The organism is Massilia jejuensis, assembly GCF_042656795.1.
GTDB classification, from domain to species: Bacteria; Pseudomonadota; Gammaproteobacteria; order Burkholderiales; family Burkholderiaceae_D; genus Telluria; species Telluria jejuensis.
Genome location: NZ_JBHSMS010000034.1, coordinates 131,647 through 153,072 on the forward strand (window position 1 = coordinate 131,647; position 21,426 = coordinate 153,072).

15 protein-coding genes and 1 tRNA gene are annotated in these 21,426 nt (G+C 67.1%); 7 read left to right on the forward strand and 9 right to left on the reverse strand.

What is annotated here, in order from left to right:
• The first annotated feature begins 225 nt into the window (after positions 1–225).
• Positions 226–501, forward strand: coding sequence for a type B 50S ribosomal protein L31 (locus ACFPOU_RS10295; RefSeq protein ID WP_379720277.1), 276 nt, complete (start codon positions 226–228; stop codon positions 499–501).
• 150 nt (positions 502–651) lie between these two features.
• Positions 652–2,373, forward strand: a complete 1,722-nt coding sequence (locus tag ACFPOU_RS10300) for an ArnT family glycosyltransferase (protein ID WP_379720280.1) — start codon at positions 652–654, stop codon at positions 2,371–2,373.
• Between the two features lie 16 nt (positions 2,374–2,389).
• Here ACFPOU_RS10300 and ACFPOU_RS10305 read toward each other — a convergent pair whose 3' ends face one another.
• Positions 2,390–3,022: an FxDxF family PEP-CTERM protein gene (locus ACFPOU_RS10305; protein WP_379720283.1), complete on the reverse strand. Its 633-nt coding sequence runs from the start codon at positions 3,020–3,022 to the stop codon at positions 2,390–2,392.
• A gap of 184 nt (positions 3,023–3,206) precedes the next feature.
• Between ACFPOU_RS10305 and ACFPOU_RS10310 the strand changes: the two genes are divergently transcribed.
• Complete coding sequence (locus ACFPOU_RS10310) at positions 3,207–3,776, forward strand: hypothetical protein (RefSeq protein WP_379720286.1); 570 nt, start codon at positions 3,207–3,209, stop codon at positions 3,774–3,776.
• Positions 3,759–3,843 (forward strand) — tRNA-Leu (locus ACFPOU_RS10315). The genes ACFPOU_RS10310 and ACFPOU_RS10315 overlap by 18 nt, the downstream gene beginning before the upstream one ends.
• A 144-nt stretch (positions 3,844–3,987) precedes the next feature.
• Here the strand turns inward: ACFPOU_RS10315 and ACFPOU_RS10320 are convergent.
• Entirely contained in the window at positions 3,988–4,758 is a 771-nt protein-coding gene (locus tag ACFPOU_RS10320) for a substrate-binding periplasmic protein (RefSeq protein ID WP_379720289.1), read from the reverse strand.
• 229 nt (positions 4,759–4,987) lie between these two features.
• Here ACFPOU_RS10320 and ACFPOU_RS10325 point away from each other — a divergent pair, with 229 nt between their 5' ends.
• Both ACFPOU_RS10325 and ACFPOU_RS10330 read left to right on the forward strand, forming a co-directional pair.
• Entirely contained in the window at positions 4,988–8,371 is a 3,384-nt protein-coding gene (locus tag ACFPOU_RS10325; protein WP_379720291.1) for an MHYT domain-containing protein, read from the forward strand.
• Positions 8,368–9,363 (forward strand): response regulator, encoded by a 996-nt coding sequence (locus ACFPOU_RS10330; RefSeq protein WP_379720294.1) that lies wholly within the window; start codon positions 8,368–8,370, stop codon positions 9,361–9,363. Before ACFPOU_RS10325 ends, ACFPOU_RS10330 begins: the two co-directional genes overlap by 4 nt.
• 3 nt (positions 9,364–9,366) lie before the next feature.
• Here the strand turns inward: ACFPOU_RS10330 and ACFPOU_RS10335 are convergent, their stop codons facing one another.
• The 4 genes from ACFPOU_RS10335 to ACFPOU_RS10350 form a co-directional block, all read right to left on the reverse strand.
• Positions 9,367–10,539, reverse strand: a complete 1,173-nt coding sequence (locus tag ACFPOU_RS10335) for a glycosyltransferase family 4 protein (RefSeq protein WP_379720297.1) — start codon at positions 10,537–10,539, stop codon at positions 9,367–9,369.
• Positions 10,540–10,628: 89 nt separating this feature from the next.
• On the reverse strand, positions 10,629–11,555 hold the full coding sequence (locus ACFPOU_RS10340) for an NAD-dependent epimerase/dehydratase family protein (RefSeq protein ID WP_379720300.1): 927 nt from the start codon (positions 11,553–11,555) through the stop codon (positions 10,629–10,631).
• A 13-nt stretch (positions 11,556–11,568) separates the two neighbouring features.
• Positions 11,569–12,615, reverse strand: coding sequence for a GDP-mannose 4,6-dehydratase (gmd, locus tag ACFPOU_RS10345; protein ID WP_379720303.1), 1,047 nt, complete (start codon positions 12,613–12,615; stop codon positions 11,569–11,571).
• A 275-nt stretch (positions 12,616–12,890) separates the two neighbouring features.
• The gene (locus tag ACFPOU_RS10350; protein ID WP_379720306.1) at positions 12,891–15,203 is read right to left on the reverse strand and encodes an NADP-dependent malic enzyme; all 2,313 of its coding nucleotides are present in this window, start codon (positions 15,201–15,203) and stop codon (positions 12,891–12,893) included.
• Between the two features lie 229 nt (positions 15,204–15,432).
• Here ACFPOU_RS10350 and thiL point away from each other — a divergent pair, with 229 nt between their 5' ends.
• Positions 15,433–16,401, forward strand: a complete 969-nt coding sequence (thiL, locus tag ACFPOU_RS10355) for a thiamine-phosphate kinase (protein ID WP_379720309.1) — start codon at positions 15,433–15,435, stop codon at positions 16,399–16,401.
• A gap of 37 nt (positions 16,402–16,438) precedes the next feature.
• Here thiL and ACFPOU_RS10360 read toward each other — a convergent pair whose 3' ends face one another.
• Genes ACFPOU_RS10360 through ACFPOU_RS10370 form a run of 3 tightly spaced genes read right to left on the reverse strand, consistent with a single transcriptional unit; the run spans position 16,439 to position 21,404 of the window.
• On the reverse strand, positions 16,439–19,003 hold the full coding sequence (locus tag ACFPOU_RS10360; protein WP_379720312.1) for an EAL domain-containing protein: 2,565 nt from the start codon (positions 19,001–19,003) through the stop codon (positions 16,439–16,441).
• Positions 19,000–21,012: a sensor histidine kinase, YfiR-like protein-associated gene (locus ACFPOU_RS10365; RefSeq protein WP_379720315.1), complete on the reverse strand. Its 2,013-nt coding sequence runs from the start codon at positions 21,010–21,012 to the stop codon at positions 19,000–19,002. The genes ACFPOU_RS10360 and ACFPOU_RS10365 overlap by 4 nt, the downstream gene beginning before the upstream one ends.
• Positions 21,009–21,404 (reverse strand): hypothetical protein, encoded by a 396-nt coding sequence (locus ACFPOU_RS10370; protein WP_379720318.1) that lies wholly within the window; start codon positions 21,402–21,404, stop codon positions 21,009–21,011. Before ACFPOU_RS10370 ends, ACFPOU_RS10365 begins: the two co-directional genes overlap by 4 nt.
• Positions 21,405–21,426: the final 22 nt, after the last annotated feature.

Here is a 21,426-nt window from a genome sequence, read left to right on the forward strand (position 1 = left end):
CATCCTCCCCTAGAACGCATCCTAGGGGACATCTCTACTTAGCAGAGAGGGGACATTACTACTTAGCGCTAACAGCAGGACGCCAAAAGCTTGCCTGGGGACGCAGGGCGATTTATAATCGCCGGTTCAGCAGTACTCACCCTGGCAAGTGAGCGGCAATCGGGTCACGAAGCAAGACGACCGACGAAGTGCTGTTTGGCTACCAAACCTACCCAAGGCAGAACCATGAAAAACGAAATCCATCCAGATTACCGCGAAGTTGTCTTCCAGGACATGTCGTGCGACTTCAAATTCATCACCCGCTCGACCATCGCTACCCGCGAAACGATCAACTTCGAAGGCAAGGACTACCCGCTGATCAAGATCGAGGTGTCGGCTGAATCGCACCCATTCTTCACCGGCAAGCACAAGATCGTCGACACCGCTGGCCGCGTCGAGAAGTTCCGCCAGAAGTTCGGCGCTGTCGGTTCGAAGACCGCCGTCGCGAACGACCAAGGGTAAATTCGCCCAACAGCCCCTCGCGGGCTGTCGCTGCCCGCACGGGCCTCGCAATGAAGCCGGGAACCAGAAGCCGATTCCCGGCTTCTTTTTTTTCGTCTTCTATTCGCCGTTATACTAGCGCGACCTTCATTCCACGCATCCGACTTATCGATGAAACCAGTCCGCCTCCCCGCTGCCGCCACGCTGGCCTTGCCGCGCTGGGCCTTGTTCGCGCTCGGCCTGCTGTATATCCTGCCGGGCCTGATCGGTCGCGATCCGTGGAAGGACGACGCCGGCAGCTTCGGCATCATGTGGACGATGGCGCGCGGCACCCTGGACGACTGGCTGTACCCGAACATCGCCGGCCTGCCCGCCCTCGAGGACGGCCCGCTCGCCTTCTGGCTGGGCGCCATCTGCATCAAGCTGTTCGGCTGGCTGCTGGGCGACGTGCTGGCCGCGCGCGTGTCCAATCTCGGCTTCTTCGTCATGGGCGGCATGTCGCTCTGGTACACCGCCTTCCACCTCGGGCGCCGCCCCGAAGCGCAGCCGCTGCGCCTGGCCTTCGGCGGCCAGCCCGAACCGGACGCCTATGGCCGCACCCTGGCCGATACCACGGTCCTGGTCTACCTCGGTTCGCTCGGCCTGCTGCTGTACAGCCACGAAACCCTGGCCGTCACGCTGCAAGGCTCGCTGGTCGCCTATTTCCTGTACCGCGCGGTGCGCTATATCGAAACGGCCAGCGCGCGCAACGCCGCCCTGGTCGGCCTGTCGCTGGGCGCGCTGGCGCTCGCGCGCGGCCCGCTGTCGCCGCTGGCCCTGCTGCTGGCGCTGCTGCTGTGCACGCGCTTCTTCCATATTCCGGCCGCCAGCGCGCTGCGCCACATGCTGCTGGCCGCCGCCGCCGCGCTGGCCCTGACGCTGGTGTGGATCGTGCCGGCGAGCCTGGCGCAGCCCTACGGCCAGTCGCCGGTGGGCGCGTGGTTCGACGCGAACATCGCGCAACTGGCCCTGCCGGGCTGGGTGGCGATCAAGGCCTTCTTCCGGGTCGGGGTCTGGTTCTTCTGGCCGGCCTGGCCGTTTGCCGGCTGGGCGATCTGGGCCTGGCGGCGCCAGGAAAACATGCTGCACATCGTGCTGCCGCTCACCTTCCTGGGGGCGCTGACCGCCTTGTCCCTGTGCGACCCGTCGCCCGAGAACGGCGACCTGCTGAAACTGCTGCCGCCGCTGGCCCTGATGGCCGCCTTCGGCCTGCCGACCATGAAGCGCGGGGCGATCAACGCCATCGACTGGTTCTCGGTGATGGCCTTGACGACGCTCGCGGCCCTGGTCTGGCTGTTCTGGATCGCCAAGCTGACCGGCTGGCCGGCCAAGCTGTCGCACAATGCCTTGAAACTGGTGCCGGGCTTCACGCCCGAATTCGGGCTCGTCGCCTTCACGGTGGCGGCCGCCGTTTCGGTCGGCTGGATCTGGCTCGTGCGCTGGCGCGTCTCGCGCCAGCGCACCGTACTGTGGCGCGCGGTGGTGCTGTCCTCGAGCGGCCTGATCCTGCTGTGGGTGCTCCTGATGACCCTGTTCCTGCCGGACCTGAACTACAGCAAGAGCTACGCCGGCGTGGCCCAGGCCATCGCCGCCAAGCTGCCGCATGACGCGAACTGCATCGACACCAATGTCGGCCCGCCGCAGCGCGCCTCGTTCGCGTTTTACGGGCGCCTGCCCTTCGCCGGCATGGAAGGCGGCCGATGCGATTACGTCCTGCTGCAAGACAATGTCAAAACGCGCGACGACCGCGCGCTGTTCCGCGACTGGAACGCACGCGGCGCCACGCTGTTGTGGGAAGGCCGGCGCGCCTCCGACCGCAACGAACGGTTCCGCCTGTACCGGCGCGCGCGCTGAGCGGGCGCCCCCCTCCTCAAGCCGCCCGTCCAGGCGGCCTTTCCCTTGCCGCCGGCGGCAGCGCCAAGCCGCGGCGCCAGGCCAGCGCGCCGCCCGCCAGGCCTGCCAGCAGCAAGGCGTGGAACGGCGCCTCCGGCACCGGCGACACGCTCAGGTCGCCGCCGAAGCTGCCCCCGGCCGTACCCGCCACTCGCCCGTCGACGCGGATCGCATACGCGCCGCTCGCAAGGTTCAAGCCGGTCACCGCCCAGGAATCGACCGGATTGTCGCCCGAGCCGGTCAGGTCGATGCCGGCCACCGCGTTGCCGATCACGTTCAGGGTCCGCGGATCGTAGCGGTACAGGCTCAGGGCCGTGATCGACAGGTCTTTCGAGCCCGGCGAATCGAGGAAGGACGAGGTGGTGGACGCGCTGGCGTCGAACGGCGTGCCGGCGACCTCGAACGTGAACAGGCCGGTGAAGCCGCTGCCGCTGTCGGCCGCGTTGAACGCGTCGCCGAAGAAGGCATTGAAGCCGCCCGCCCCGTCGGGCACCGTGCTCACCGCCACGCTGCGTTCGAGCGCTTGCGCCCGCGCCGGCGATGCGCCCGCCAGCGCGACCGGAAGGATGGCCGAGAGCACGGCCCCCGGCACGAACAATGATCGTTTCATGGTGTCTCCATCGGCAAGTTAACGCCGCTTCGCGCATGTCGACGTGCCAGCGGGCCGGGTCGCGCCCTGCCCAGGCAGCGTCCCGCCAGCTTGTTTGAGTCACGTCAACGCCAGGACGCAAGCGGGGCCGACAATGGCAAAGGCGCCTGCCGACCCCCATCCGCCCTCTAAGAAAGGAGACACCATGAAAAGCGTAATGTTCTCTGAAATCGTGGGGGCGCCGCATTCGGGCCTGCGCGGCCTGTCGCCCTGGACCGCCTATGGCCTGACGATGGCGCTCGGCACGCCGCTGCTGGTGCTGGCGCTGCGCGCGCTCGACCCCGCTGCGCCGCTGGCCTGCATCGTGCTGCCGGTGCTGGCCGGCCTGGCCCTGCCACTGTGCGCACGCGCCCCCGGCCGCCTCGACATCAGCACCCGCTTCCATGCCCGGCACATGCGCTCCATGCTCGACCGCACGCTTGGCGAAATGGGTTTCACCCAGGCGTCCGGCAGCCTCGAGTGCATCCGCTACGTCAGGGCCGGCCGCGGCGCCTGGCGCGGCCAGGCGGTCCACGTGCGCATTGGCCGGCACTCGCTGGAAGTCATCGGCCCGATCCCCACCCTGCGCACCTTGCAGGCCGCCCTGGCCGGCACGGCGCCCGCAGCCGCGCCGTCGCCGCTCCCGCGGGGCGCTGATCTTTCAAACAGGGAAAGTGTTGCCGCTACAATCCAAATCAGCGATAATGCGGAGCGCGTTGCCGGGATGGCGGAATAGGTAGACGCACGGGACTCAAAATCCCGCGCCGCAAGGCGTGCCGGTTCGATTCCGGCTCCCGGCACCACGACGCACGAATATGAAAAAACCCGCGTTCTCCCCTGGAGAACGCGGGTTTTTGCTTTGCGGCGGCAATGCCGGTCGATCACCATCGTCCTGGCCCGCCATCGAGCGCCGGGCGGGCCATGCGCACGCAGGTATGCGCGATCGCCTATTTGGCCGATTGCACCGACCATTGATCGTACGAGCGCTCCACCCGCCGCATCGTGCCGTCCCGTTCGAGCGCCAGGAACGCCGCGTTCAGGCGCCCGATCACCTCGTCCGGCACCGCGCGGTTGCAGGCCAGGAAAACGTCGACGCGGTTGAACACCAGTACCGGCACGATCTGCCCGGCCCAGCCGTTCTGTTCGAGCACGGGACTGCCGACGCGCAGCGAGGCGGCCCACAGGTCGATGCGTCCGAGCAGCAGCTTGCGTGGATTGGTCAGATCGTTGGGCGCGGAGTCGACCCGGAAACCCCGGCTGCGCAGGAAATCGTCGCGCGCGTCGCCGTTGTAGGTGCCGATCCGGTAAGGCCGCGCGTCTTCCAGGGTGCGCAGCGAAAAGCGGCGGTTGGCATGCGCCATCAGCACCCATTCCGCGCTGTCGACCGGGCCCACCCATTTGAACAGCGGCTCGCGCTCGGGCGTGCGGGTGGCCGAGTAGACGCAGGCATCGGGCCGGTCGCGCGCGGCGGCGTAGGCCCGTTTCCAGGGCAGCAGCTCGATGGTATAGGCAAGGCCGGCGCGCTCCATGGCGGCGCGCACCTTGTCGGTCGAGATGCCGACGACCTTGCCCTCGCTGTCCTGCATGCTCGACGGCGCTGCGGTCTCGGTCGTGATGTACAGCGACGCCGACTCGACGCGCGTATCGGCGTCGGTCATTGCGGCGGCGCACAGCAGCGTCACGGCCAAGGCCGCCCTTGGAAGTTGTCGAATGGACATTAAGAAACCCGTTCGTGCAGCACAAAAATCTCCCTATGGACGCAGCATACCCGATCGGCATCCTGCTATCCGGTATCTTGCCAGGGTGCTCGTCCATATGGTGGTAACTGCGCGACAATTTAATTGTGCGTTCGGCAATTTCAGCATTTCACGAAAAGACTTTCCACAAAGAAAGTGCCATACTGACGATATCGCCGCCCTCCTTGGGCGCCTTTCCCGTTGGAATGCCATGTCGCTCTTCACCTTGCCAAGTGATCCTTCGTTGTTTAGTTATGGAACCTATGACCCGAAGCTGGTCGCCTTGTCATTACTGATGGCGATCTTTGCGTCCTGGATGGGCCTGCAGGTTGCCGGGCAGGCGCGCCAGCAGACGCGTCAACGCAAGCTCTTCCTGTTTACCGGCAGCCTGGCGCTCGGCGCCGGCGTCTGGGCCATGCACTTCATCGGCATGCTGGCCTTTAATTTGTGCACCCAGGTCGACTACGACCCGATGATCACGATCCTGTCGAACCTGCCGAGCATCGGCGCCTGCTACCTGGCGCTGAACCTGATCGCGCGCGAGCGCATCGGCACCGGCACCCTCGTCATGGGCGGCGTACTGGTGGGCGCCGGTATCGGCACGATGCACTATGCGGGCATGGCCGGGATGCAGATGCGCCTCGACCTGCGCTACGAACCGCTCACCTTCGCCCTGTCGATCGTGGTGGCGGTCGTGCTGTCGACGCTGGCGCTCTGGGTACGCTTCGGCCTGACCCGCCTGCGCAGCCTGTCGGAAGGCAAACGCCTGCTGCTGGCCGCCGTCGTCATGGGCTGCGCCATCACCGGCATGCACTACACCGGCATGGCCGCCGCGCGCTTCGTCGGCACGGTCGACCCGAACGCGGCGGCGGCGTCGAACACCACGTTCCTGGCGCTGGCGGTTTCCCTGATCACGGTCCTGTTCACGGTCGTCGTGCTCGGCGCCAACGGCCTGCTGCGCTACCGCCAGCTCTACGTCGAACTCTCGCGCAGCGAAGCCTGGATGCGCGCCCTGCTCACCACCACCGTCGATGGCGTGATCACGATCGACCGCAGCGGCAGGATCGAGGAATTCAATGCTTCGGCCGAGAAGATCTTCGGCTGGAAGCGCGACGAGATCGTGGGCGGGAACATCCGTCTCCTGATGACCGACGCCAGGCGCAGCAACGAAGGCGGCCTGCTCGGCTACCTGCGCGACAGCAGCGCCCACGCCGCGCCCAACAACGCCGAAGTCGAGGCCGTGCGCCGCGACGGCAGCCTGGTGCCGATCCGTGTCGCGGTCGGCCATGCGCGCCTGGACGAGCGCGAGCTCTTCGTCTGTTTTGTCACCGACATCACCGAACGGCGCGAAATGGTGGCGGCCCTGCGCGCCAGCGAAACCCAGTTCCGCTCCCTGATCGGCACCATCCCCGGCATTTCCTACCGCAGCCGGATCGAGGGCGCGCATCCGATGGTCTTCATCAGCGAGGCCGTCGAGCGCGTGGCCGGCTATCCCGCGCGCGACTTCCTGGGCGACCCGCCGGGTGCGGCGCCGCGGCGCTGCTTCGGCGCCCTGATCCACGCCGCCGACCGCGTGCGCGTGTCCGGGGCGATTGCGGCGGCGCTGCAGGAAGAGCGTCCTTACCTGGTCGAATACCGGCTGCTGCATGCCGACGGCTCCACCCGCTGGCTGTGGGAAAACGGCACCGGCGTACGCAACGAAGCGGGCGAACTGACCTGGCTCGATGGCGTGATCCTCGATATCAGCGAGCGCCGCAAGATGGAAGATGCGCTGCGCGAAGCGAAGGACGCGGCCGAACAGGCCGCCGCCGCGCGCGCCAGCTTCGTCGCCAACATGAGCCACGAGATCCGGACGCCGATGAACTCGATCCTGGGCTTTACCGACGTGCTGCTCGACGGCGACCTGGCGCCCGACCAGCGCCGCCACCTCGACACGGTGCGCAGCAACGGCCGCTCGCTGCTGCGCCTGCTCAACGAAATCCTCGACACGGCGAAACTGGAAAAAGGCGCGGTCGAACTCGAGCTCAACGATTTCAACCTGCTGTCCCTGATCGACGAACTGTCCTCGACGCTGGCGGCCAATGCGCGCGCCAAGGGCTTGCAGGTCGACATCCATTACGACCCGGCGCTGCCGACCAACCTGCGCGGCGACGAGCTGCGCATCCGCCAGGTCCTGACCAACCTGCTCGACAACGCGATCAAGTTCACCGGCGCCGGCACCGTCGGCCTGCGCGCCGAGGCGCAGGACGGCATGCTCCACTTCAGCGTGAAGGACACCGGCATCGGCATCGCGCAGGACCGCTTGGAGGCGATCTTCGACCCCTTCACCCAGGCCGACGCTTCGATGACGCGCCGGTTCGGCGGCACCGGGCTCGGCACCACGATCAGCAAGCAGCTTGTCGAGCTGATGGGCGGGAAGATCTGGGCCGAGAGCGTCATCGGCGAAGGCACGACCTTCCACGTGGTACTGCCGCTGGTGGTGTCGCGCTTCGCGCCGCAGCAGGCGCGCGTGCGCACCGCCGCCGTCCTGCCGCCGCTGCGCGTGCTGGCGGCCGACGACGTGCCGCAAAACCTCGAGCTGCTGCAGCTGCTGCTGGCGCGCCGCGGCCACACGTTGACGACCGCCTCCGACGGCGCCGCGGTGGCCGACCTGGCCGCGCGCCAGGAATTCGACCTGATCCTGATGGACTTCCAGATGCCGGTGCTTGACGGCCTGAGCGCCACGCGCCGCATCCGCGAGCAGGCGCTGGCGGCCGGCCGCGCGCGCATCCCGGTCATTGCGATGACCGCCAGCGTGCTGGCCGAACACCGCCGCGCCAGTCTCGAGGTGGGCATGGACGGCTTCGTCTCCAAGCCGGTCGACTGGGTCACCCTGTCGCACGAGATCGCACGGGTGCTGGGCCTGGGGGCCGGCGCCCCGGGGCCGGATGTGGCGCCGGTGCTCGAGCGCCAGGTCCTGAACCGGCGCGCCGCCCTGCACCGCTGGGGTGGCGAGGAAGACGCCTACCGCGAGGCGCTGGAACACTTCCACAGCCAGCATGCGATGCTGCCGCAGTTCCTGCGCGGCTTCCTCGACAGCGCCGACTATCCGTCGCTGCGCATGCTGGCGCACAAGGCGCGCGGCGTGGCCGCCAACGTCGGTCTCGAACTGCTGGCCGACGCGCTGGCCGGGCTGGAGGTCCTGGCCGAAGGCGACCAGGGCCAGGCGCTGGCTGGCGTGGCGCTGCTGCCCGAAGCCCTGGCCCATGCCGCGGCGACGCATGCCGAGGCGATCCGGACGATCCGCGCCGACCGCCCGCTCGCGGCCAGCAAGCCGGCTCCGGCGCCGCATGCGGCCGACCTGCCGCGCGCGCTGCGCGCCGGGCGCGTGCTGCGTGACGTCCTGGCACGCGGCGCGCTCGACGACGCCGCCCTGGCCGGCCTGGCCGCGGCCCTTTCCGGGCATCCGCTGGCCGCGCGCGTGACCCAGGTCCAGGCGGCGCTGGCCGATTTCGATTTCGACCTCGCCCAGCGGCAGCTCGACGCCGCGCTCGAGGAACTCGAGCAACACGAGAAGCAGCACGACAATTCAATGCCACGGGAAACGATGGAATGAGCATGACCGGCAACAAGCCGCTGATCCTGGCGGTCGACGACGAAGCGAGCAACCTGCAGTTGCTGCGCCAGATCCTGCAGGACCACTACCGCCTGCTGTTCGCGAAGGACGGCGCCCGCGCGCTCGAACTGGCGAACAAGGAGCGTCCGGACCTGGTGCTGCTGGACGTGATGATGCCGGGGATGAGCGGCTACGAAGTGTGCGCGGCCCTGAAGGCCAATCCGCTGACGGCGCCGATTCCGGTGGTGTTCGTGACCGCCCTGGCCGATACTGCCGACGAACTGGAAGGCTTCGAGGCCGGCGCGGTCGACTACATCACCAAGCCGGTCAGCCCGCCGGTGGTGCGCGCGCGCGTGCGTACCCACTTGTCGCTGGTGCGGATGGAAGAATTGAAAGCCTCGCGCCTGGCAATCGTCCAGCGCCTGGGCCTGGCCGCGGAATACAAGGACAACGAGACCGGCCTGCACGTGATCCGCATGAGCCATTTCTCGCAGATCCTGGGCTTGGCGGCCGGCATGACGGAGCGGGAAGCGGACGAGCTGCTGCATGCCGCGCCGATGCACGACGTCGGCAAGATCGGCATTCCCGACCGTATCCTGCAAAAGACCGGGCCGCTCGACCCGGATGAATGGAAGGTGATGCAGAGCCACGCGACGATCGGCGCCGAGATCATTGGCGAGCACAGCGACGGCATGCTGGCGCTGGCGCGCGAGATCGCCCTTACCCACCACGAGAAGTACGACGGCAGCGGCTATCCGAACGGACTGGCCGGCGACGCGATCCCGCTCACCGGGCGCATCGTGGCCATTGCCGACGTGTTCGACGCCCTGACCTCGATCCGGCCCTATAAACGCGCCTGGACCGAACAGGAAGCGATCGAGTACATGCTCCAGCAAAAGGGCAAGCACTTCGATCCGGGGCTGATCGACCTGTTCGTTGCCCAGCTGCCGGCGATCCGCACCGTGCGCGAGCGCTGGGCGGAAGCGGCCTGAGCCTCAGTCGCGGCTTGGAGGCAGGACCGCCACAGCCGGCGCGACGGCGCCCGACCTGGCGCTGTGGCGCGCCACCAGTTCGCGGTACAGGGCAAGGTAACCGCTCGCCATCTGCTCGGCCGTGAACACCGCCTCGAAGCGGGCCGCGGCGCGCGCGCCCATGTCGCGTGCCATCTCCGGGTTGTCCCACAGCGTGCGCATGGCCGCGCGCAGGGCGCGCGGATCGTCCGGCGGCGTCACCAGCCCGGTCTCGCCATCGATGTTGATATAGGTAGTGCCGCTGCCGATGTCGCAGGAGATCAGCGGCTTGCCGAACATCGCCCCTTCCAGCAGCGAAATGCCGAACGCTTCCGAGCGCAGGTGCGAGGGGAAAGCCAGCGCGTAGCACAGGGTCAGCAGGGCCACCTTGTCGTCCTCGCCGACGGCGCCGACAAAGACCACGTTCTTCAAGCCCAGGCGCATGGCCTGGATCTTCAGTGCCGCTTCCTCGGGCCCGGCGCCGACGATCACCACCGGATAATCGGTGTCGGCGACCGCCTCGAGCAGCACATGCAAGCCCTTGTAATAGCGCAGCACGCCGACGAACAGGAAGAACTTCGGGCCGATCCGCTCGCGCCAGTGCGCGAGAAGCGCCGGGTCCGGCTGCGGATAGGTGCCCTGGTCCAGGCCGTAGGTGATGATGCGGGTCTTGTCACGGTAGCGCCCCAGCACCGGCGACGATTCCATGTAGTTCGGCGAGGTCGCGACGATGGCGTCGACGCTGCGCAGGAAACGCTGCTTGAGCGGCTGGTACAGGCGCAGCAGCTTCTTCTGGCGCACGATGTCGGAGTGGTAGGTGACCACGGTCGGCTTCTTGACGCGCGCGATGAAGTGGGCCAGGTCCATGAACGGCCACGGGAAATGGTAGTGCACGACGTCGGCTTGGCGCGCCAGGCGCGCCAGCGCGCCGAGCGAGGAAATCGAGCAGGCATTTGAGGCCAGCTCGAAGTCGAGCGGAACGCGGTGCACGGTATGGCCCTCGAAGGCGATCGGCGCCAGGTCCTTTTCGCGCGACAGCGACAGCACGGTATTGGCCACCCCGAGGCGGCCGGTGCCGACGCACATCTGGCGGATGACTTGCTCGATGCCGCCGACGCTGTCGGGATAATAGGTCTTGTAGAAGTGAAGGACGCGCATAGGTACGATCGGAAAAGAACAGGCCTGCGACCGCGGCGCGCTGAGGGCAACCCGGGCTGGTCGTGCGCGGGACTGCGGCCCGCCCATGGTCAGCCCTGGTACATCCAGCGCAAGGTATCCAGTAATGGAGGCGCTTCGAGCGGCCCGATGACCCTGGCCAGCTTGTCGTTACTCCCCGACAGTGTAAGGACGTCGTTGGCGCGCACGAACGCAGGATTGACCTGCACTTCGATGCGGTAGCCGGCGATGTCGGAACTCAGGTCGATCACTTCGGCCAGCGAGTGGCTGCGGCCGGAGCAGACATTGAAGGCTTCGCCGCTGGGCGCCGCCGCCAGCAGACGGCGATAGCTGCGCGCGACCATGCGGACGTCGGAGAAGTCGCGCGCGATCGCCAGGTTGCCCAGTTCGATGCGGCGTTCGCGGCGGCGGAAATGCGCCACGATCTTCGGCAGCAGGAAACTCTCGCTCTGCCCCCGGCCGGTGTAATTGAAGGGGCGCACGATGACGATCGGCAGCTTGTCCATCCACAGGCGCGCCATGTATTCCATGGCCAGCTTGCTGACGGCGTAGTCGTTGGCCGGCGCCGGCACCACGCCTTCGTCGATGACGGGCACGCTGGCGTTGCCGTAGATGTTGGCCGACGAAGCCAGCAGCACGCTGGACGCCTTGTGGCGCGCCCCGGCCAAGGCCTCGAGCAGGTTGCGCGTGCCGACCACGTTGACGCGGTAGATTTGCGCGACGTCGCTATGGCCGACAAAGGCGATGCCGGCCAGGTGCACGACCACGTCCGGCTCGACCTGCTCGACCATCGCAGCGACGGCATCGCGGTCGCACAGGTCGACCGGCAGCATGCCGGAGCCGCTATCGTCGCCCGGCATGGCCGTGCCGAATACGCGGTACCCGGCCGCTTCCAGTTCGCGCGCCACGTATGCGCCGGTGAAGCCGCGCAGGCCGGTGATCAGGGCGCGCTTGCCCTCGCCTTCACGTGCGGCCGGGTCACACCGGAAATCATGCATCGCGGCGCTCATGTCAGAACGAGAAGCCCTGCTCGTTGCGGCGCAGGTCGGCGTCGACCATCATCTGGCACAGCTCCTCGAGGCTGGTCTTCGGCTCCCAGCCCAGCACGCGCCTGGCTTTTTCCGGGTTGCCGATCAGGAGATCGACTTCGGCGGGACGGTAGAATTTCGGCGAGATGCGCACCAGGGTCTTGCCGCTCCGGGTGCACTGGCCCGATTCGTTCTCGCCGCTGCCGGTCCATTCCAGCGAGACGTCGGCGCCCTTGAAGGCCATGTCGACGAAGTCGCGCACGGTTTCGGTACGGTTGGTGGCCAGCACGAAGGTATCTGGCTCGTCGACCTGCAGCATGCGCCACATGCCCTCCACGTATTCCTTGGCAAAGCCCCAGTCGCGCTTGGCGTCGAGGTTGCCCAGTTCGAGCACGTCGAGCTTGCCCTGGACGATCTTGGCGACCGAGTCGGTGATCTTGCGCGTGACGAATTCACGGCCGCGCAGCGGCGATTCGTGGTTGAACAGGATACCCGAGGCGCCGAAGATGCCGTAGCTCTCGCGGTAGTTGATCGTCATCCAGTGCGCGTACAGCTTGGCCACGCCGTACGGGCTGCGCGGATAGAACGGGGTGTCCTCGATTTGCGGGATGGCCTGGACCTTGCCGAACATTTCCGAGGTCGACGCCTGGTAGAAGCGGATCTTCGGGTTGATCAGGCGAATCGCCTCGAGCAGGTTGACGGCGCCCAGGCCGGTAATCGACGCGGTGGTGAGCGGCTGGTCGAAGGAAACGCCGACGAAGCTTTGCGCCGCCAGGTTGTAGACCTCATCCGGTTCCGCGGTCTGGATCAGGCGCAGGCTCGATGCCAGGTCGGTCAGGTCGTATTCGACCAGCGACAGGTTCGGATGTGCCTGGATGCCGAGTTCTTCGATACGCCAGAAATTGGTCGAGCTGGCACGGCGGAAAGTACCGGTGACGTGGTAACCCTTCTCTAGCAGCAACTGCGCCAGATAGGCGCCGTCCTGGCCGGTGATACCCGTGATGACCGCTCTTTTTGTTGCTTTCTGCATGATGTGAAATTCCGGATAAGTGTCGTGCGCGACGTATACGTTTCTGACAACCGCCAATTGTAACAGAGGAGCATGCGCCGTAAGGGTGCGGTGCAACATAACAACAGGCGCATCGGCAGCGCATTATTGGCCGAAATACAAGCCCAGGGGTAGGTGCTTACGGATTGTTACGTGAGACGGCCCGAAAAGACAGGCGAGCACGCTCGCCTGCAAGTCCTGCTCAACATGGGTTCAGACGGGCCGAACTTTCGCCCGCACGCATTGCCTAAGTAAGTTCAACGGTTCGATACGGCATCGACGACGCACAGGGCCGTCATGTTGACGATGCGGCGTACCGTGGCCGAGGGGGTCAGGATGTGTACCGGCTTGGCGCAACCGAGCAGTACCGGGCCGACCGCGATGCCGTTGCCGGCGGCCGTCTTGAGCAGGTTGTAGGCGATGTTGGCCGACTCGATGTTCGGCATCACCACCATGTTGGCGTCGCCCTTGAGCGACGACTGCGGCATGATCTTGGCGCGCAGCTTCGAATCGAGCGCCGCGTCGCCGTGCATCTCGCCGTCGATCTCCAGGTTCGGCGCCTTTTCCCGCACCAGCGCCAGCGTGGCGCGCATCTTCTGCGCCGACTCGCTGTCGGAGGTGCCGAAGTTCGAATGCGACAGCAGCGCCACGCGCGGGGTAATGCCGAAGCGCTCGAGTTCCTCGGCCGCCATGATCGTGATCTCGGCCAGTTCGTCGGCGTTCGGATTCTCGTTGACGTGGGTGTCGACCATCGCCAGCTGGCGTTCCTCGGTGATGATGAAATTCATCGCCGCGTACACCTTGGTGCCGGCGCGCTTGCCCAGCACCTTGTCGATGAAGTCCAGGTGGGTCCAGGTGGTGCCGTAGGTGCCGCAGATCATGCCGTCGGCGTCGCCCTTGTGGATCATCATCGCGCCGATCAGGGTATGGCGGCGGCGCATGGCCAGCTTGGCCATGTCCGCGGTCACGCCCTTGCGCATGACCATCTGGTGATAGGTCTGCCAGTAGTCGCGGTAACGCTCGTCGAAATCGGGGTTGATGACGTCGAAATGCACGCCCAGCTTCAGGCGCAGGCCGAACTTCTCGATGCGCTGCTCGAGCACCGCCGGGCGGCCCACCAGGATCGGGCGCGCCAGCTTCTCGTCGACCACCACCTGCACCGCGCGCAGCACGCGTTCGTCCTCGCCTTCGGCGTAGACGATGCGCTTCATCTCGGGCGGGGTGCTCTTGGCGACCTGGAAGAGCGGCTTCATGAACGAACCGCTGCGATAGACGATCTGCTGCAGGCTCTCGGTATAGGCTTCCAGGTCCGCGATCGGACGCGCGGCGACCCCGCCGTCCATCGCGGCCTTGGCCACGGCCGGCGCGATATGGGTCAGCAGGCGCGGATCGAAGGGCATCGGGATCAGGTATTCCGGGCCGAAGGACAGGTTGTTGATGCCGTAGGTGGTGGCCACGACGTCGGACTGCTCGGCATGGGCCAGGTCGGCAATGGCGTGCACGACGGCGATTTCCATTTCGCGCGTGATCGTCGTCGCGCCGCAATCGAGGGCGCCGCGGAAGATGTACGGGAAGCACAGGACGTTGTTGACCTGGTTCGGATAGTCCGACCGGCCGGTGGCGATGATGACGTCGCCGCGCACGGCCTTCGCGTCTTCCGGCAGGATTTCCGGATTCGGGTTCGCCAGCGCCAGGATCAGCGGGTTCGGCCCCATCGCGGCGACCATCTCCGGCTTCAGGACGCCCCCGGCCGACAGGCCGAGGAAGATGTCGGCACCGGGAATGACTTCCGACAGCGTGCGGTACGGCGTGTCTTGTGCGAAACGTTCCTTGTCCGGGTCCATCAGCTCGAGACGGCCCTTGTAGACGACACCGGCGAGGTCGGTGACATAGATGTTCTCGATCGGGAAGCCGAGGTCGACGATCAGGTCGAGGCAGGCCAGGGCCGCCGCGCCCGCGCCCGAGACCACCAGTTTGCATCCCTTGATATCCTTGCCCACCACCTTCAGGCCGTTCAGGATGGCCGCGCCGACGATGATCGCGGTGCCGTGCTGGTCGTCGTGGAAGACCGGGATCTTCATCCGCTCGCGCAGCTTGCGCTCGATGTAGAAGCACTCGGGCGCCTTGATGTCTTCCAGGTTGACGCCGCCGAAGGTCGGCTCGAGCGAGGCAATGATGTCGACCAGTTTATCCGGATCGTTTTCGGCGATCTCGATGTCGAACACGTCGATCGCGGCGAACTTCTTGAACAGCACGCCCTTGCCTTCCATGACGGGCTTGGAGGCCAGCGGGCCGATGTTGCCGAGGCCCAGCACGGCGGTGCCGTTCGAGATCACGGCCACCAGGTTGCCGCGCGCGGTGTATTTGTAGGAGGCTGCCGGGTCCTTGACGATCTCTTCGCAAGGAGCGGCGACGCCCGGCGAGTAGGCCAGCGCCAGGTCGCGCTGGTTCAGCAAGCCCTTGGTCGGCGTGACGCTGATCTTGCCTGGACGGGGAAGCTGGTGGTATTCGAGCGCTGCAGCACGCAGTTGTTGGCGTAATTCTTCTTTTTTGTCCGGTGACGAATCCATGCTATGCAGCCTTCCTGAACTAGAGGGGAACCTCCAATTTTATCAGAGTGGCTATTTCAGTCAGCTACGTATTTTCCACGGCAGGAAAACTATCGGTTTTACTGATACAACGTCTTGCAATATAAGAAACTCCGATAATCGGGAGCGGATCGTTACGCCGGTATCCGCCACCGGAAGCATGTCCAGCCGGGAGTGCCACGGCGAGGCGGGCGGACGGTAGAATCAGGCCATGCTTTCCGAATTCGACCTCATCAAACACTACTTCCGCCGCGCCCGCGCCGGCCACGCCGTCCTCGGCATCGGCGACGATTGCGCCCTGCTCGCGCCCACTCCCGGCATGCAGACGGCGATCTCGACCGACATGCTGATCGAAGGACGCCATTTCTTCGCCGGCGCCGACCCGCGCATGCTGGGCCATAAATGCCTGGCCGTGAACCTGTCGGACCTGGCGGCGATGGGCGCCAGGCCGGTCGGCTTCACGCTGGCCCTGTCGCTCCCGGGCGCCGACCCGGACTGGCTGGAAGCCTTCTCGGCCGGCATGTTCGCCCTGGCCGACCTGCACGACTGCGAACTGGTCGGCGGCGACACCACGCGCGGGCCGCTCGTCGTCTGCATCACCGTGTTCGGTGAAATCGCGCCCGGCCACGCCCTGCGCCGCGACGCCGCGCGCGCCGGGCACGACATCTGGATCTCGGGCACCCTGGGCGACGCCCGCCTGGCGCTGGCCGGCTACTGGAAGGAAATCGCGCTGCAACCCGAGGCGCTGGCGCTGGCCGCGCCGCGCATGCACCTGCCGACGCCGCGCGTCGCCCTGGGCCGCGCGCTGGCCGTGCTGCCGACGGCGCACGCGGCGCTCGACATCTCCGACGGCTTGATCGGCGACCTGGCGCACATCCTGGACGCCTCGAAGGTCGGCGCCACGCTCGATGTCGACGCGCTGCCGGTCGGTCCCGCACTGGCGCGGCAGCCGCTGGCGCTGCGGCGCCGCTTCACCCTGGCCGGCGGCGACGATTACGAACTGTGCTTCACCGCCCCCGCCGGCGAGCGCGCGGCGGTGCTGGCGGCGGCCGGCTCGGCCGGCACGCCCGTCACCCGCGTGGGGACGATCGACGCCCAGCCGGGGCTGCGGCTGGTCGATGCCGCGGGCCAGGCCCTGGCGATGGACGTGCGCGGGTGGGACCACTTCGGCGGGGAGTGAGGCGTCCTGCCCATGCGCAGCCGGCACCCCCGACGGCCTATCCCGTGCGCTCCACCCTGCGGTCGTCATACGGCCCGTGCTCCATCCAGTAATGCCGGAACGCCAGGCGCACGTTATCGCGCAGCTCGGCATCGTTCCACGGCTTCGTGTAGAACTTGTAGATCGCGCCGCGGTTGATCGAATCGAGCACGGTCTGCAAGGCGGTGGGGCCGGACAAGATGATGCGCTTCGTGTCCGGGTACATCTCCTTCACCTTGCTCAGGAATTCGATGCCGCTCATGGCCGGCATGCGCTGGTCGCACATGACCACCTGCACCCGGTACAGCGCCAGCAACTCGAAGGCCTCGGTCGGCGTGGAAGCCGTCAGCACCCGGTAATTGTCGCGCCGCAGCAGGCGGTGCAGCGTGCTGAGGGTATCGACGTCGCTGTCCACCACCACGATCGTCTGGACGTTGCTGTCGTCCGCGGCCGTGCAGTCCGGGGTCGCGCGGTTCTGGCGGACCAGGTAGGCCAGCTGGTCCGCCGGCACCGCGCGCGAAAAATGGAAGCCCTGGATTTCGTCGCAGCGGTGGCGCCGCAGGAACGCCATCTGGGCGCGCGTCTCGACGCCCTCGGCGATCACCTGCATGTGCAAGCTGTGCGCCATGCTGATGATGGCCAGTGCAATGGCCGCGTCGTCCGGGCTGGTGACGATGTCGCGCACGAACGCGATGTCGATTTTGAGCTTGTCGATCGGGAAACGCTTCAGATAGGCCAGGCTCGAGTAGCCGGTGCCGAAGTCGTCGATCGCGATCCGGATGCCGAGTTTTTTCAGGCGCTGCAGCACCTCGATGGTGCGCTCGGCATTGGTCATGAGCGCGCTTTCGGTCAGCTCGAGCTCCAGCATGCCCGGCTCGATGCCGTGGCGTTCGATCGCCGCGCGCACCGCCGCTTCCAGGTCGCCCTCGACGAACTGGCGGCTCGACACGTTGACCGCCACGCGCACGTCGCGCACCCCCATCGCGTTCCAGTCGGCGATCTGGCGGCAGGCCTCGCCGATGATCCAGTCGCCGATGCGCACCACCATCCCGGTTTCTTCCAGCACCGGCACGAATTCGGCCGGATACACCAGGCCGTGCCCGGGCCGGTGCCAGCGCAGCAGCGCTTCCACGCCGCACATGCGGCCGGTCGACAGTGCGAGCTTGGGCTGGTAGTGCAGCACGAACTGGCCGCCCTCGAGCGCGCCGCGCAAGGCGACTTCGAGGTCGAGCCGCGCCAGCACCTGCACGTTCATGCCGGCCGTGAAGAAGCGGTAGCCGTCGCGCCCCGCTTCCTTGGCGCGCACCATGGCCGTGTCGGCGTATTTCACCAGCGTGTCCGGATCGACCGCGTCGTCCGGGTACATGGCAATGCCGATACTGGCGGTCATGCCGGCCTGCTGGCCATCGAGGTCGAAGGGTGCGCGCAGCGCCTCGCGGATCTCGTTGGCCAGGTGCGCCGTTTCTTCCTGCTGCTCGCGCGTCATGCTGAGGATGACGGCGAATTCGTCGCCGCCCAGGCGCCCGACCGAATCGCGCTGCTCGCGCACGCGCACCAGGCGGTCGCTGAACTGGCGCAGCAGTTCGTCGCCCAGGGCCGGGCCGAGCGAGTCGTTGACGATCTTGAAGCGGTCCAGCGTGATGAACAGCACCGCCACGCGCCAGGCCTTGTCCTGCGCCAGCTCGATCGACTCGCGCAGGTTCTGGAAGAACAGGGTGCGGTTGGGCAGGCCGGTGAGCGCGTCGAAACTGGCAAGGTGCTTCAGGTGCTGCTGCGCCTGCAGGCGTTCGCTGATGTCGCGCGCGACCGCGATCAGCAGCTTGCTGGTGCCGGCCTCCTGCCACTGCCAGCTGATCTCGACCGGCACCGCGCCTTCCCCGCCGGCGCGCAGCAGTTCGGTCTCGGCGATGTCGGCCTCGTGGGCCGCGCCATTGGTCGCCAGGTGGCGCTCGAGCTGGGACGCCGTGGTCAGGCCCAGCGCCACCGGATCGATGCGCAAGAGCGCCTCGCGCGAAAAGCCGAGCATGCGGCAGGCGCCGTCGCTGACGTCCACCAGCGCCAGGCTGGCCGCGTCGATCAGGAAAATGCCGTCGGTGGTGGCGTCCATGGCGCTGCGAAAACGCCCCAGCGCCGCGGTGCGCTCGCGCACGGTGCGCTCCAGGCGGGCGCCGTATTCGAGCGATTCGCGGTGCATCAGGCGCACCTCGAGCAGGTTGCGGATGCGCGTCATCACCTCGACCGTATCGATGGGCTTGCCGATGAAGTCGCGCGCGCCCGCTTCCAGCGCGGCGAGCTTCTTGTCCGGCTCGGCCGTCACCACCAGTACCGGCAGCCAGGATTCGCTTTCCAGCGGCTTGAGCGCCTCCATCACCTGGAAACCGTCCATGTGCGGCATGTGCAGGTCGAGGATGATCAGGTCGAAGCGGTGTTTCAGGTGCAGGGAGACGACCTGGCGCGGATCGGTCGTGCTGTACACGTTCTCGTAGCCGGTGGTCTTGAGCAGGTATTCGAGCAGCTGGACGTTGACCGCCTGGTCGTCGACCACCAGCACCCGGGCGCGCCGTACCTCGGCTTGCGTGATCATGGGGCGACTTCTTTGCGGCTGCGCAGGTGCGCCAGCGTCAGGTCGATCGCCTCGTTGAACTTGTCGATGTCGACCGGTTTCGTGAGATAGCGAAAGAAGCCGGCCGCGATCCCGCGCTCGATGTCGCGCGCCATCGCATTGGCCGTCAGCGCGATCACCGGGATATCACGCGTGGCCGGCTCGCGCCGTAGTTGCGCCAGCACGTCCAGTCCGCTCATGCCGGGCAGGTTCAGGTCCATCAGGATGATTTCGGGCTGGTGCGCGCGCGCCAGCGACAGGCCGAGCGGGCCGTCGCCGGCCGCCATCAGGCGCAGATCGGATCGGAAGCGCACGATTTCCTCCACCAGTTTCAGGTTGGCCGGATTGTCCTCGACGTACAGCAGCAGATGCGGGGCGTCCGCGCCCCTGGCGGGGGTGCCGGTCTCGACCGGCGCATTGCCGGCGGCGCCGGCCAACGGCGCGGTCGTGCCCAGCTCAATCGTAAACACACTGCCCACGCCGCGGCTACTGGTTACATTGATAGTGCCGTTCATGAGTTCGACCAGGCGGCGCGTGACCACCAGGCCGATGCCGGTCCCTTCCTGCGGTCCCGCTTCCTGGCCCAGGCGGTTGAAGGGCTGGAACAGACCCTCGAGCTGGTCGGGCCGCAGGCCGATGCCGGTGTCCTGCACCGAGATGCGCAGCCGCTCCGGCGTCACCTGCACGCAGTCGAGCACCACGGCGCCGGCGTCGCGGTTGTACTTGACGGCGTTCGACAGGAGGTTCAGCAGCACCTGTTTCAGGCGCGTGCGGTCGGCCAGCAGCACGGCGTCGGCCTGCTGCGGGAACAGCACGCGGATGCCGCGCGCGGCCGCCAGCGGTTCGATCATGGTCTGGCATTCGTCGAGGATCTCGCCCAGGGCCACCGGCTCCATCGACAGCGTGACGGTGCCCGACTCCACCTTGGCCAGATCGAGGATCTCGTTGATCAGCGTGAGCAGGTGGCGGCCCGCCTTCAGGATGTGGGTCGCGAATTCCGTCTTCTGGGCCTCGGTCGTGGGCAGCGACCCGGTGGTCAGTATCTGGGCAAACCCGAGGATGGCGTTGAGCGGCGTGCGCAGCTCGTGGCTCATCGCGGACAGGAAGGCCGATTTCGCCTGGTTCGCGTTGCGCGCCTCGTCGATGGCGTTGGCCAGTTCCGCGTTCGCCAGCGCCAGCTGCAGCGTGCGTTCGTCGACGCGTTGCTCGAGCTGCTCGTTCAGGCGCATCACTTCCTGCTGGGCGCGCGAGCGCTCGGCCGCTTCGCGCGCGATCTCGGCGTTGGAGTCTTCCAGTTCACGCGTACGCTGCTCGATCTCGGTCAGCATCGCATTGAACGAGTCGGCCAGCTCGGCCGCCTCGTCGTTGCCGACCCGCGGCGCGCGGCGCGAATAATCGCGCGTGGCGACGACGTCGCGCGCGATCTCGGTGACGGCGACGATCGGCGCCGTGATCACGCGCCCGATGCGCCGCATCAGGAGGTAGGCCGTGGCCATCGCCAGCAGCATCACCCCGAGCGCGATGGACAGGTAATCGAGGGTGCGCTCCAGCAGGCGGTTCTCGGCGCGCAGCCAGACCGTGCCGATGGTTTCGCCGTTTTCCACGATCGGCCGGAACAGCACCAGCGCGTCGCCCTCGGTGCGCGAGCCGGCGCTTTGCGGGCGCGCCGGGAAAGCGGCCGTCTTGCCGTGCGCCGAATAGGAGGCGAACAGGCGGCCGTTTTCGTCGAAGATGGCGGCCGCCGCGACTATCGGCCGGGTGCGCAGCAGCGCCAGGTTCTCGCCCGCCAGGCGCGGATCGTCGAACGCCAGCGCGGCCGAGGTCATGTGCCCGACCAGCTCGGCCTGGGTCGACAAGTCGTTGTCCAGGGAGCGCTGGTAGCTGCGCAGGTCGTAGACGATGATCAGGCCGACCGATACCAGCAGCGCGGCGAAGGTGGTGGCCATCACGACGACCACCAGTTTCTTGCGGATCGAGGAGCGGCGCGTCATCGGGCGCCTGTCGCGCGCAGGGCCATGGCCATGGCCAGCGGATGGCCGCACGCGCTGCGCACGGACACGGGGTGGTGGGGCCGGACAGCAGGCGCGTCGTGGCCGGCCATGCCGCTCACGGGCGGGCTGTCGGGCCTGGCGAAGGCGGCGCGCTGCCGGTCGGCGAAACGGACGAACTCGACCCAAAAAGCAAACGCCGCACGCGCGGCCCGGACGGCAAAAGCCATCACCGTGGAACCGGCCCTGTCCGGGCGCGCGTGAACAATACAAACGGCATAAGAGTTTTGTTGAAAAAAAGAAACGGCGAAACCGCCGCGATGCAGGATAGCAGTGCGGATTGTCGACGTGTCGCACGGGACATTTTTCGCGCCGTGGCCCAGGCCGGGCGCCATCAATCGGGCGCTGCAAGTTTGC